The sequence below is a fragment of the Parabacteroides bouchesdurhonensis genome, assembly GCF_900186615.1.
Lineage (GTDB): Bacteria > Bacteroidota > Bacteroidia > Bacteroidales > Tannerellaceae > Parabacteroides > Parabacteroides bouchesdurhonensis.
The window spans coordinates 3,191,245-3,204,147 of record NZ_LT896588.1; the positions used below are offsets into that span (position 1 = coordinate 3,191,245).

Here is a 12,903-nt window from a genome sequence, read left to right on the forward strand (position 1 = left end):
TTGTCTATTCCGCTTTTGTTTTATTTTACTTAAAAGAAGGTGAAATTCATTTCGCCTCTGACAGTATCCGGGCTTGTAAGGCAGCGGCCTTATCCAGGGATTCACGGCTATGTGCATCTATACCATAAAGTTCCGGTGCAGGAACTACTATTTCCGTACCAATAGGCACATTGTTAGGATCGCTTATTACGTTTTTGTTGTGTTCATACAGATAAACCCAGAATACTTTACTTCCATAGTTTTCCAATGAAATTACGGTCAGTCGGTCACCCGCCTTAATGGTTACCTTGGCTGGCAGTCTACTTGATTGGGCGGATACTGTTTTTTGCTGCTCCGGCTGTTGTTTGATTTCCGGTTGTTTTTTAACCGGTGCAGGCGCAGGAGTTGCTTCCTCTGTTTTTTCCTCCTTTACTACAGGCGTTTCTTCTTGAACCGCTACCTCTTGCTCTATTGTATCCATTGCTAATGCCAAATCCAGAGTATCTGCACTTTCTCCTCTCAAGGAGTCTGTCAACAGCTCACCCAAAGAATCGCCTTCTACCTCTATTTTTGCAACACCGCCTTTGTACGAATAAGAGACAAACGAATTAAAGTTGAGATATAAATAAATACCGATAATAGATATTAATGCCAGAGAAAAAATAGCGACAACCGTATATTTCATCACAGAATGACGAGCCCCCTCTGCGCCGGAATAAGCATCATGAAAAGAATAATCAGGTTCTTCCACCTCTTCTTCCGTAATAATTTCGGATTGGGGTTGATGTATGTGTTCTTCTTTCGTTACTTGAGTTTCTACCGGCTCCGGTATTGAAGAAGACGGTTCGGCAGATTCCTCTTCCGGTAGTTTTTCAGTTTCTTCAACTACAGGTGCAGCCGGAGCTTTAGTTGTTTCCTGTACATCTGTAACAGGCAATTCTTTATCCGGTAAAACATCTTCTACCGATTCATCTTCCGACAGTTTATTTTCTTCGCTCTCTATTGATTCGTCTATATCGGAGAATTCAACATTCTCATTCACCTCCGCCGATTCAAAAAAGGAGAAAGGCTTGTTTACCAATTCTTTCAATTCCTTATCGGGCACGAATGAAAACTTATAATGCTTGGGTATAAGAAAGCGTTCGCCGGTATTCACATGAATACTTTCCCGTTGTTCTACCGGTATTATTTTAAACGTACCCAGTCCTTTTACCTTCACAATCTTGTCGGCAAAAACACCCTTTGTCACAACAGACACAAACGCCTTTAAAAAAGCCTCTGCTTCTTTTTTAGTTTTACCGGTATATCCTGCTAACAAACCGGCCATTTCTGGTATAGACAGCCGATTATTCATTGTCGCTCAATTCTTTTAGTTTTGTTTTAATAGTAGTACCGGGCTTAAATACAGGAACTAATTTAGGCGGGACTAAATAGCGTTTCCCATTTATAGGGTTCACGGATATGCGTTCGGCTTTCTTCTTGATTTCAAATTGTCCGAAGCCTTGAAGATATAAAGAGTCATTATCTATTAACCGGGCACTTATCATTGAATTGAAGGCTGATAACATATCAGAGACTTCCTGATCCGTCAATTCCAACAAGTTCGCCAGTTCTCCTACCAAATCTTTACTTTTCATATATTTTTTATTGCTCGATTCTGCTGCTATATTAGTTATTTTTTCGTTAACAAGCAAACTTATTGACAGTTTTTATATCAACTCAACACTTTGCCATACAAGTCGAAAGCTTGCGCGTCTTCCACCTTTACATCATAAAAATTTCCCGGAATCAGTTGATTCGTTTTATATATCAACATTTCCGGGTCTACCTCCGGCGAGTCGTATTCGGTACGTCCTACGTAAAAATCATCATCTTCCCGGTCTAATATGACTTTAAAAGTCTTGCCTGTTTTCGCCGTATTTATTTCGGCGGATATACGTTCCTGTATACGCATAATCGCATCCAGACGCTCTTCTTTCGTTTCCTGGGGAATCTCATCCTGATAATGCTTGTAAGAATAAGTGCCTTCTTCGTGGCTATAGGCAAAAGCGCCCATACGTTCAAAACGCACCTTACGGACAAACTCCACCAGTGCTTCAAAGTCTTTTTCCGTTTCACCCGGATGGCCAACCATCAGGGTTGTACGCAAATGAATACCGGGCACTTCTTCACGCATACGTTGTATCAAGTCGTACGTTTCCTCTTTCGTGATATTGCGGCGCATCATTTTCAGCATGTCGTTGCTTACATGTTGAAGCGCAATATCCATATATTTGCATACATTTTCACGTTCACGCATCACTCTAAGCAAGTCATAAGGGAAATGAGACGGATAACCGTAATGCAAGCGTATCCATTCCACACCGGGTATGTCGGACATACGTTCTACCAGTTCGGGCAAAGCCATCCGTTTATACAAGTCAAGGCCATAATACGTCAAGTCCTGGGCAATTACCTGAAACTCTTTCACCCCTTGCTCCACCAATAGCCGTACTTCTTTCTCTATATCCTCCATCGGCTTGGACTGATAATGCCCGGTACTGATCGGGATAGCGCAATAGGAACAGGTGCGGTCGCATCCTTCCGCTATTTTCAGATAAGCATAATGACGGGGAGTGGTAATAATACGGTCGGAAGCCAAATCGTTGTAATAGGATTTGCCTATGTCGGACAAGAGTTGTTTCCAGTTAAACTTTCCATAGAAGCGGTCTACTTCGGGCAGTTCTTTTTGTAGGTCTTTCAGGAAGCGTTCCGAAAGGCATCCCATAACGAACAGTTTTCCTATCTTTCCCTTCTTCTTGGCTTCTCCCAGCTCCAGAATCATATTGACCGATTCTTCCTGCGCGTCGCCAATAAAGCCGCATGTATTAACAACAACTATTTCACCGTTTATTTTATGAGGATCATGTTCCACCTTGTAACCGTTAGCCACAAACTGCCGCATGATTTGCTCCGAATCCACCAAGTTCTTAGAACAACCTAATGTAATTATATCTACTTTATTTTTTCTCATTATTACACGAACTGAAGTAACATAGTTCCGCCTTACAACTTGCTTTAATACACCCCCTGCCCCCTCTCAAGAGGGGAAAAGTTTCTCTTTATCCGAATTGATTATTCACCAAATAATGAATTAACGAATTCCTTCTTGCGAAACACCTGTAAATCTTCAATGCCTTCGCCTAAACCGATATACTTAACAGGAATGCGGAAATGATCCGAGATACCGATAACCACACCGCCTTTTGCCGTACCGTCCAGTTTGGTAACGGCCAGGGCATTCACTTCGGTTGCGGCGGTAAACTGCTTTGCCTGTTCAAAGGCATTCTGCCCGGTAGAGCCGTCTAATACCAGCAATACTTCATGAGGCGCGTCCGGCACTACCTTCTTCATCACATTCTTGATCTTGGTAAGCTCGTTCATCAAGTTAATTTTATTATGCAGGCGGCCGGCCGTATCAATAATCACCACATCGGCATTATTCGCCTTGGCCGAACTCAAAGTATCAAAAGCTACAGAAGCAGGGTCCGATCCCATCTTCTGCTTTATAACAGGCACACCTACACGTTCGCCCCAGATAACCAGTTGTTCCACTGCCGCCGCGCGAAATGTATCGGCTGCACCCAGATAAACATTTTTACCGACCTTTTTAAACTGATAAGCCAGTTTCCCGATGGTAGTGGTCTTGCCTACTCCGTTCACGCCAACAACCATAATGACATACGGCGTCTTATCTTCCGGCAAAGTAAAACCTTCCGCATCCTCTGTGTTGTTTTCGGTAAGCAAACCGGCTATTTCATCACGTAACAAAGCCGTCAGTTCCTGAGTGGTGACATATTTGTCCTGCGCAACACGTTTCTCAATACGGGAGATTATCTTCAGAGTAGTGTCCACTCCTACATCGGAGGTTATCAATACTTCCTCCAGATTATCCAATACCTCGTCGTCCACTTTGCTTTTGCCTGCAACGGCCCGCGTAATCTTGGAGAACACGTTTTCTTTCGTTTTGGATAATCCTTTGTCTAATGTTTCTTTCTTTTCTTTACTGAAAAAGCTAAAAATGCCCATATTTAAACTGCTTAATTTATATCTGATTGAACGACACTGCGAAAGTACAACTTTTTTTCTTAACTCATCCGGTTCTTATAATCTTCGTAACCGAAAGAGCGATAAATTTTCAACTCACCGTCTTTGCTCCATAATGCCAACGACGGATGTGGGATACCGTTAAACATCGTTGTCTTCACAATCGTATAGTGAATCATATCTTCAAAAATGAGCTTGTCGCCTGCTTGAAGAGGTTTATCAAACCACCAATCGCCCATATAATCACCACTCAGGCAGCTGTTTCCTCCGATACGGTAAGCATATTTGCCTTCACCCGGCTCTGTGGCCTGGCGAATGACGGGTTTATAGGGCATCTCCAGGCAATCCGGCATATGGCATGTAAACGAGGCGTCTATAATAGCCGTCCGGATACCATGGTTTTCCACAACATCCACCACTGTTGCCAGCAAAAAGCCCGTTTGCCACGCAAAGGCGCTGCCCGGTTCCATAATAATCTCCAGGTTCGGATAATCGGCCTTAAACGATTTCAACAGATTGATAAGATGTTCCACATCATACCCTTTGCGTGTCATCAGGTGTCCGCCGCCCATGTTCAGCCACTTGATATGCGGAAGAAAACGTCCGAAACATTTCTCCACCTCCCGCAATGTCTTTTCCAGATCGTACGAAGTAGACTCGCACAGGGTGTGAAAGTGCAGCCCTTCTATCCCTGCCGGAAGTTTATCGCCCAGCAAATCGCTGACAATTCCCATACGTGAACCCGGAGCACAAGGGTTATACAACTCCGTTTCCACATCCGAATATTCCGGATTAATACGCAATCCGCATGATACGTTGTTGACACCGGCTTGCACCATCGGGTAAAAACGTTCATACTGTGAAAGCGAATTGAACGTTACATGGCTGCTATATTTCAAAATAGCCGGAAAATCCGCTTCCGTGTACGCCGGCGAATAGGTATGTGCTTTGCTTCCCATCTCTTCATAAGCCAGTTGCGCCTCATATTTGGAACTGGCCGTAGAATACGGAATGTATTCACGCACTATAGGAAACGCTTTCCACATAGCAAACGCCTTAAAAGCAAGAATTATATTTACGCCTGCCTGCTCTTTTACATGCTTAATGAGGGAAAGGTTATTCCGGAGCAAACTTTCTTCCATCACATAACATGGTGACGGAATTTTGTTTATATCAATCATTCAGTTCTCGTTTATCCAATGTTAGCGTGCAAATTTACCAAAATACCGGGATATACGCTAATATCCCGTAAATGAAAACTGAAAAAATAAGGCGTCGTTTTCTTACAATCTATCACTTTATTCATTTAATTTGCATCGGATTTAATATTGACAACCGATTGTACACAATCTTGACATACCTAAACAATTGTGGCACAATGTCCCCAACCCGGTTACGATCCATTACTTTGACAGCCGATTGTCCACTCTCTTTAATATAGAATTAATATATATATAATAAATACATAAAAAGGGTTTTTGAAAAAAATAAAAAAACGGAACAGCTTATCCGCTTCTATTTTTTTGGCAAAACATAAACGGCCACTTTCGGTCCGCCTAACCGTTCGATAGCCCCTTGTCCTTTCAGGAATTTCAAATCCAGCTGGGCTGCGTAACGCGAACAACCGTTCAGCCCCATACATATAGCGCTTTGAATCTCGGAATGCGTCTGCAAATAAGAAAGAATGCGCTCCCGTCGCTGACCGGCTGTACAAGCGACTTGCTTACGGTATTCGGAAGCTCGCTCGAACCGCATGGTACTCATCTCCACCCTGAACTCCTTGCAGGCTTTAAAAACCACTCTGGAAAAGCGGATACTTTCCGCTCTTATCTCCTTCGGATCGTGTATGGGCGGACAATGCAGCACGGTTGAAAATGAACCGATTCCATCTATCTCCACCCGATTTCCATCCTTTAGCGAACGAATCAGTTCTTCTTTGAAAAGACTCATTATTCCCATCACCTCGCCACTGCTGAACGTACTCCTTTTTGCTATCAGGTCACACAAATCCGGGAAACGGATTACTTCACCTTCCACAATTCGTGCATGAAGAATATTTTCATCTTTTTTGTCGGATTTAGTTGATGGCGGATTCTTAAAAAACTGATACCTTGTTGTCATAATTAAAGCTTTCTTTTTTTAGTGTTATCTTTAGATGTATTTAATGAAAAACCCTGTACAAATTAAGTCGCAGCCTGCCTCTTTTTCTCTTCTTCACCAGGCTGAACAAGCTTTTTTACCAAGCCCGAAAAGCTTTCGCACCCTGCCGGATAAGCTTTTCTACCTGGGTGAAAAAGCATGGATGTATGCTTTAAAGATACAAATTATTACCAGGTTAACCAAAAATAGCGGGCTGTTTTTAGTTAATAATATACAGGGGCATAGTATACCTACAGCACGGTTAACTTTGCAAACTTCAGCAGCAATTGCTTTTGTCCGAAATGGGTGAACTCTACGGTTGCTTTGGCATTTCCTCCACTACCCTCTATGGCTCTCACTTCACCTTCTCCAAAACGTTCATGGCGAACCCTTGCCCCTACTGTCAAACCGGACAAGTCTACGGAAGGCGCTTGCGGAGTATTCGTGGCAGACGTATCTATCTTTGTTAAACGGGCCGATTGCCGTTGTACGGCCTGGGCTACCGGAGAGGTATATGTTTCTTCTACGGGTCGCGGTTGCCGGAACGGAGAATCGAATGCCGGACGCTTCTGGTATTTCTCGCGCATGGAGGCAAAAGAATCGACGGAGTCGGCAGAACCGGACGGCATATCCAGAAACTTGCCGTCTATATCTTTCAGGAAACGGCTGGGCGAGCACATCGTACTCTGGCCATTGCGAAAACGGCTTTTAGCGTAAGTGAGTATGCAATTCCGCTCTGCACGGGTTATCGCTACATAAAACAGGCGTCTCTCCTCCTCTATGGCGCGCTGGCTGTCTTTAGAAAGTTGCGAAGGAAACAGGTCTTCTTCCAGGCCTACCACAAAGACATTCTTAAATTCTAGCCCTTTAGCCGCATGTACGGTCATCATGGTTACCTTATTGGCCTGCTCCTCTTTATCGTTATCCTGGTCGGTAAGCAGGGCCACTTCCGCAAGAAAATCGGCTAAAGTAACCTGCTCGAGCCCTTCTTCCCGTTTTATTTCACAGAACTCGGCAACCCCTTTCAACAGTTCCTGCACATTTTCCTGTTTGCTCATGCCTTCTACCGAACGGTCTTGCAACAACAGGCCGATTATGCCGCTTTGTTTAATAACATAAGCCGCAATCTCTTCTGCGGATAACTTCCTGTTTTGCTCGATAAAGTCTTCTATCAGTTCCCTGAACAGTTTCAGTTTTCCGGCAGTACCGCTATTGATAGCCACCGCATACTCAAGCGGGGCTTGTAAAACAGTCCATAAGCTCACACTATGCAAGGAGGCTGCCGCAATCAGTTTACCCAGGGTGGTATCGCCTATTCCACGTGCCGGATAATTGATAACGCGCTTAAAGGCCTCTTCATCATGCAGGTTTATTATCAAACGGAAGTAAGAAATAACGTCTTTGATCTCTTTACGTTGATAGAAAGAAAGACCTCCGTATATTTTATAGGGGATTCCTCTTTTACGAAGCGCTTCTTCCAATATACGAGACTGGGCGTTGGTTCGATACAGGATAGCAAAGTCTGAATAATCATAATCATGCCCTCCACCACGCATTTCGCCTATCTTGGAGGCAACGGCATATCCTTCTTCATAATCGGAATAGGATGCTATTACGCCTACCTTATCGCCTTCTTCGTTCTCGGAATAGACGGTTTTCGGTATCTGCTCCTTATTTTTGTCGATCAGGCTATTGGCCGCGTTAACGATATTACGGGTAGAACGATAGTTGCGTTCCAGTTTGAAGATGCGGCAACCGGGGTAAAGATTCTTGAATTGCAAGATATTGTCGATATTAGCCCCCCTGAAAGAATAGATGCTCTGTGCGTCGTCGCCAACCACGCAGATACGACCGTGTTGCTCGCACAAACGCTGAACGATAAGATGCTGGGCGAAGTTGGTATCCTGATACTCGTCTACCAGCACATACTGGAAATAGTTGCGGTACTTCTCCAACACGGCAGGATGGTCGCGGAACAGTATGTTTGTTTGCAGCAGAAGGTCGTCAAAATCCATTGCCCCCGCCTGCAGGCATCGGCTCTGGTAACGTTTGTATATCTCTCGCAGCAACGGTATTTTAGCCTTCATATCGCTTTCTACCAATTCCTTGCTTTGTTCGTATGCTTTCCACGTTATCAACGAGTTCTTTGCATTTGATATCCGGCTCTGAATCATTCCGGGACGGTACACTTTATCATCCAGCTGCATCTCTTTGATGATGGCTTTAAGCAAACTTTTAGAATCTGCCGAATCGTATATCGTAAAATTGGACGGATAACCGATATGCTCCGCTTCGTAACGAAGAATACGGGAGAAAATGGAATGGAAAGTGCCCATCCATAAACGCCGGGCAACCTGCTCGCCGGTAATAGCGGCAATACGTTCTTTCATCTCTCTGGCCGCCTTATTGGTAAAAGTAAGCGCAAGGATGCTTTGAGGAGGCAGTCCTTGCTGTAACAACCAGGCTATTTTATAAGTAAGCACCCTCGTCTTGCCCGAACCCGCACCGGCTACTACCAATGAAGCTCCCTCGCAAAACGTTACTGCTTCACGCTGACTTTCATTTAATTGATTCAGATATTCTTCCACAAATATTCTTTTTTACACATGCAAAGGTATAAATTAGTGATGATTTATACAGATAAAAATTATATCTTTGTTCACACAACAACAAATTCACAAAATAATGAAAAAATCGATTATGAGTCTACTACTGGCAGCAGTGCTTGCATTTCCGGCGTCCGCACAGCCAGGTTACACTCCAACGCAAGAGAACTTGGAAGCCCGGAAAGAATTTCAGGACAACAAATTTGGTATCTTTCTCCATTTTGGTCTTTACAGCATGCTGGCGGACGGAGAATGGGTTATGACAAATAAGAACCTGAATTATAAAGAATACGCAAAGCTGGCCGGCGGTTTTTATCCGTCTAACTTCAATGCTGCCGAATGGGTATCGGCTATTAAAGCGTCCGGAGCTAAATATATCTGTATTACTACCCGGCATCATGACGGCTTTTCGTTGTTCGACAGCAAATACTCCAACTATAACGTAGTTAAGGCAACCCCGTTCAAACGGGATATTATCAAGGAACTTGCCGACGAATGCCATAAACAGGGCATCAATATCCATTTCTACTATTCATTATTAGACTGGTATCGCGATGATTATTATCCGTTAGGACGTACCGGTGGCGGCACGGGGCGCACTACACACGGGGAATGGAAAACATACTATCAGTTTATGAACAACCAGCTTACCGAACTGTTGACGAATTATGGTAAGATTGGCGCTATCTGGTTTGACGGTTGGTGGGATCATGACATTCATCCCGATTTCGACTGGAAGTTCCCGGGCATATACGAGAACATACACAAACTGCAACCGGCTTGCCTGATAGGAAACAACCATCATATCACTCCGTTTGAAGGAGAAGATATCCAAATATTCGAACGTGACCTTCCGGGAGAAAACAGCGCCGGACTTTCCGGACAGGATATCAGCCATCTGCCTCTTGAAACATGTAATACAATGAATGGCATGTGGGGATATAAAATTACCGACCAGGATTATAAATCGCCAAAAACACTAATCCATTATCTGGTAAGAGCAGCGGGAATGAATGCGAACCTTTTGATGAACATCGGCCCGCAGCCCGACGGTGCTCTGCCGGCGGTATCCGTTGAACGACTGAAAGAAATGGGCGACTGGATGAATACTTACAGTGAATCCATTTACGGGACCCGGGGTGGATTGGTTCCTCCGCGTGACTGGGGTGTAACAACGCAGAAAGACAACAAATTGTACGTGCATATCCTCGAACTGCAGGATAAAGGTTTATTCTTGCCTATCACCGATAAGAAAGTGCAGAAAGCAGTTTTATTCAAAGATAAAACACCTGTTAAGTTTACACAGGACAAACAGGGCGTATTATTGAAACTGGCAGAAGTACCTGCGGATATAGATTATGTAGTAGAATTAGAGCTTAAATGATTAATGGCAAAACAGCTCCTGTTATAGAACTGCAACATCAATATGACCTTCTGCAAAAGGAGTACGAATACGAAAAAGAGACTTACAGACAACAGTCGGAAAAGACCGGAATACAAAAGAAAATACAGCAAGGCTTTTGCTGGTATCCGGTCACAACGGGAAAAAGCTATTATAACTCCTTAAACCAACTGGTAATAGAAGTTGAAAGAAAGGAAGACAAAGAAGTAGAACATAACTTTGAATATGGACGTCCGGTTTGTTTCTTTACCACAGGCGAAAGCGGACAAATGCGCTATCTTAATTTCTCGTCTGTAATCAGTTATGTGGAAGAAGACCGGATGGTGGTTTCTTTGCCCAGCCCTTCTGCCCTATTCGACCTGCAGGGAAAAATCAACCTGGGAGTACAATTATACTTTGATGAAACCAGTTATAAAACGATGTTTAGTGCTTTATCCGAAGTTATAAAGGCTAAAAACAACCGGCTTTCCCATATGCGGGATATTTTGTTAGGGCAAGCACCTGCTGACGAAAGAAGCCTTTTTCCCATCCGTTTTCCCTGGTTAAACTCATCACAAGAAGAAGCGGTCAACAAGGTGCTTGCCGCTAAGGAAGTAGCCATTGTACACGGGCCTCCGGGAACGGGTAAGACTACTACGCTGGTTGAAGCTATCTATGAAACACTTCACCGGGAGAACCAGGTAATCGTATGTGCGCAAAGTAATACAGCGGTAGACTGGATTTCGGAGAAACTGGTAGACCGAGGTATCAATGTATTACGCATAGGCAATCCAACCCGTGTGGATGACAAAATGCTGTCTTTTACCTATGAGCGACGCTTTGAAGCGCATCCCGACTATGCCGAATTATGGAGTATCCGTAAAGCGATCCGTGATATACAATCATCCATGCGCAATAAAAACCGGGATGAAAGAGATACTGCCAGAAACCGGTTATCGCGCTTGAAGTTTCGTGCCACAGAACTGGAAGTAAAAATAGACGCCGAATTATTTGGTGAAGCCAGAGTGATTGCCTGTACGCTTGTAGGTTCTGCCAACCGTTTGCTTACGAACAAACAATTTACCACATTATTTATTGATGAAGCAGCGCAGGCCTTAGAAGCGGCTTGTTGGATTGCTATAGAAAAGGCAGACCGCGTTATATTGGCAGGCGACCATCACCAGCTTCCTCCTACTATAAAATGCCCGGAAGCGGCAAGAGGCGGTTTAGACAAAACACTTATACAAAAGATTGCCATCCGAAAACCGGAAACGGTTTCCTTATTAAAAGTGCAATACCGGATGAACGACGATATCATGTATTTTCCTTCCCAATGGTTCTATCACAGCCAATTGGAATCGGCTCCGGAAGTTAAATATCGCGGCATACTGGATTTCGACACTTCTGTTGTATGGTTCGACACGAAGGATTCCGACTTTACCGAAACGCAACAATCCGAAGGTATGAGCCGGATAAACAAACAGGAAGCTTTGCTTCTGGTAGAACAGTTGCAATCTTATATAGAGAAAGTAGGCAAAGAACGGGTCTTGGAAGAAAGCATAGACTTCGGGGTTATATCGCCTTACAAGGCTCAGGTTCATTACTTACGCGGACTTATTAAAAGAACCGCCTTCTTTAAACCATTCCGTAAGCTTATCACCATTCATACGGTAGACGGTTTTCAGGGACAGGAACGGGATGTTATTATGATTAGTCTGGTGCGAGCCAATGAAAACGGGCAAATAGGCTTTCTCAACGATTTGCGCCGTATGAATGTAGCCATCACCCGAGCCCGCATGAAGCTGATGATATTGGGAGATTCGGCTACACTAACCAAACACGCCTTTTATAAAAAGCTCTACAATTATATTTCACAAAGGGGGCAAGTAATCAATATTTAAAAACACATGCTTTTTGTATTCTTTATCTTCTTTACTGTTGGAATGTAACTGCAAAATAGTTACATTTGCAAAAACTTATAAACAAATGGGTAGAAAAGAGAAGCTTATCGAGCGTTTCAAGTCGTTACCGGCAAACTTTACATTTGAGGAAATGGAACACTTGTTGTCGATATTTGGCTATCAGAAATCAAATAAAGGCAAAACATCCGGTTCGAGAGTTATCTTTAAAAATGGAGACAAACGTCCTATAATGATTCATAAACCTCACCCCGATAATATCATCAGGGGATATGCCATGAAGCAGGTGCTAAATGACTTAACTGAGGCAGGTTTTTATAAAATGAAGAAAGGAATATAGTTATGAATACGTTAAAGTACAAAGGATTCATCGGGTCTGTCAACTTCAGTGAAGAAGACAGTGTTTTTTTCGGTAAAATAGAAGGAATAAATGGAATGGTCAATTTTGAAGGGCAAAGTGTTCAAGAATTGATAGAAGCATTTCATGGAGCGGTCGACGATTATTTAGCTTACTGTGAAGAAGAAGGCATACAGCCACACAAAAGCTATTCGGGATTATTGAATGTCCGTTTGACACCAGAAATACATAGTTGTGTGGCAATGTTAGCACAACGTGCCGGCATCTCAATCAATGCCTTTATCAAACAAGCACTGGAAAAACAAATTACAACTATGCTATAAAACGGATCTCGAAATTTATTAAAAGCGTGCGAACTTCAATAAGTGATTTGCACGCTTTTTTGTATAAGTAAAATGAATTTCATATAAAACCATTATGTAGATTTTACAGGTA

11 protein-coding genes are annotated in these 12,903 nt (G+C 43.3%); 4 read left to right on the forward strand and 7 right to left on the reverse strand.

Annotation, left to right across the window (positions count from 1 at the left end; genetic code table 11):
- Positions 1-46: 46 nt before the first annotated feature.
- The 7 genes from C1721_RS13780 to C1721_RS13810 all read right to left on the reverse strand — a co-directional run bounded on the left by C1721_RS13780 (position 47) and on the right by C1721_RS13810 (position 8,792).
- Entirely contained in the window at positions 47-1,333 is a 1,287-nt protein-coding gene (locus tag C1721_RS13780; protein ID WP_102408798.1) for an HU family DNA-binding protein, read from the reverse strand.
- Positions 1,326-1,616 carry an HU family DNA-binding protein gene (locus C1721_RS13785; RefSeq protein WP_102409496.1) on the reverse strand — a complete coding sequence of 97 codons (291 nt, stop codon included), beginning with the start codon at positions 1,614-1,616 and terminating at the stop codon, positions 1,326-1,328. Before C1721_RS13785 ends, C1721_RS13780 begins: the two co-directional genes overlap by 8 nt.
- A gap of 77 nt (positions 1,617-1,693) precedes the next feature.
- A complete protein-coding gene (rimO, locus tag C1721_RS13790) occupies positions 1,694-2,992 on the reverse strand; it encodes a 30S ribosomal protein S12 methylthiotransferase RimO (protein ID WP_102408799.1) in 1,299 nt (432 codons plus the stop codon).
- A 101-nt stretch (positions 2,993-3,093) separates the two neighbouring features.
- Positions 3,094-4,047 carry a signal recognition particle-docking protein FtsY gene (gene ftsY, locus C1721_RS13795; RefSeq protein ID WP_102408800.1) on the reverse strand — a complete coding sequence of 318 codons (954 nt, stop codon included), beginning with the start codon at positions 4,045-4,047 and terminating at the stop codon, positions 3,094-3,096.
- 59 nt (positions 4,048-4,106) lie between these two features.
- The gene (nspC, locus tag C1721_RS13800; RefSeq protein ID WP_102408801.1) at positions 4,107-5,246 is read right to left on the reverse strand and encodes a carboxynorspermidine decarboxylase; all 1,140 of its coding nucleotides are present in this window, start codon (positions 5,244-5,246) and stop codon (positions 4,107-4,109) included.
- A 334-nt stretch (positions 5,247-5,580) separates the two neighbouring features.
- A complete protein-coding gene (locus tag C1721_RS13805) occupies positions 5,581-6,186 on the reverse strand; it encodes an HU family DNA-binding protein (protein WP_102408802.1) in 606 nt (201 codons plus the stop codon).
- A 269-nt stretch (positions 6,187-6,455) separates the two neighbouring features.
- Entirely contained in the window at positions 6,456-8,792 is a 2,337-nt protein-coding gene (locus tag C1721_RS13810) for an ATP-dependent helicase (protein ID WP_102408803.1), read from the reverse strand.
- A gap of 97 nt (positions 8,793-8,889) precedes the next feature.
- Here C1721_RS13810 and C1721_RS13815 point away from each other — a divergent pair, with 97 nt between their 5' ends.
- The 4 genes from C1721_RS13815 (at position 8,890) to C1721_RS13830 (ending at position 12,791) form a co-directional block, all read left to right on the forward strand.
- Positions 8,890-10,194 carry an alpha-L-fucosidase gene (locus C1721_RS13815; protein WP_102408804.1) on the forward strand — a complete coding sequence of 435 codons (1,305 nt, stop codon included), beginning with the start codon at positions 8,890-8,892 and terminating at the stop codon, positions 10,192-10,194.
- Entirely contained in the window at positions 10,191-12,092 is a 1,902-nt protein-coding gene (locus tag C1721_RS13820) for an AAA domain-containing protein (protein ID WP_102408805.1), read from the forward strand. The genes C1721_RS13815 and C1721_RS13820 overlap by 4 nt, the downstream gene beginning before the upstream one ends.
- Positions 12,093-12,177: 85 nt before the next feature.
- Positions 12,178-12,450 carry a type II toxin-antitoxin system HicA family toxin gene (locus tag C1721_RS13825; RefSeq protein ID WP_102408806.1) on the forward strand — a complete coding sequence of 91 codons (273 nt, stop codon included), beginning with the start codon at positions 12,178-12,180 and terminating at the stop codon, positions 12,448-12,450.
- A gap of 2 nt (positions 12,451-12,452) precedes the next feature.
- Complete coding sequence (locus C1721_RS13830; RefSeq protein WP_102408807.1) at positions 12,453-12,791, forward strand: type II toxin-antitoxin system HicB family antitoxin; 339 nt, start codon at positions 12,453-12,455, stop codon at positions 12,789-12,791.
- Positions 12,792-12,903: the final 112 nt, after the last annotated feature.

What these genes read in the sequence shown, in the direction of transcription:
- C1721_RS13780 (WP_102408798.1), bottom strand. Translation starts at nt 1,333, where the DNA reads ATGAATAATCGGCTGTCTATACCAGAAATGGCCGGTTTGTTAGCAGGA.
- C1721_RS13785 (WP_102409496.1), bottom strand. Translation starts at nt 1,616, where the DNA reads ATGAAAAGTAAAGATTTGGTAGGAGAACTGGCGAACTTGTTGGAATTG.
- rimO (WP_102408799.1), bottom strand. Translation starts at nt 2,992, where the DNA reads ATGAGAAAAAATAAAGTAGATATAATTACATTAGGTTGTTCTAAGAAC.
- ftsY (WP_102408800.1), bottom strand. Translation starts at nt 4,047, where the DNA reads ATGGGCATTTTTAGCTTTTTCAGTAAAGAAAAGAAAGAAACATTAGAC.
- nspC (WP_102408801.1), bottom strand. Translation starts at nt 5,246, where the DNA reads ATGATTGATATAAACAAAATTCCGTCACCATGTTATGTGATGGAAGAA.
- C1721_RS13805 (WP_102408802.1), bottom strand. Translation starts at nt 6,186, where the DNA reads ATGACAACAAGGTATCAGTTTTTTAAGAATCCGCCATCAACTAAATCC.
- C1721_RS13815 (WP_102408804.1), top strand. Translation starts at nt 8,890, where the DNA reads ATGAAAAAATCGATTATGAGTCTACTACTGGCAGCAGTGCTTGCATTT.
- C1721_RS13820 (WP_102408805.1), top strand. Translation starts at nt 10,191, where the DNA reads ATGATTAATGGCAAAACAGCTCCTGTTATAGAACTGCAACATCAATAT.
- C1721_RS13825 (WP_102408806.1), top strand. Translation starts at nt 12,178, where the DNA reads ATGGGTAGAAAAGAGAAGCTTATCGAGCGTTTCAAGTCGTTACCGGCA.
- C1721_RS13830 (WP_102408807.1), top strand. Translation starts at nt 12,453, where the DNA reads ATGAATACGTTAAAGTACAAAGGATTCATCGGGTCTGTCAACTTCAGT.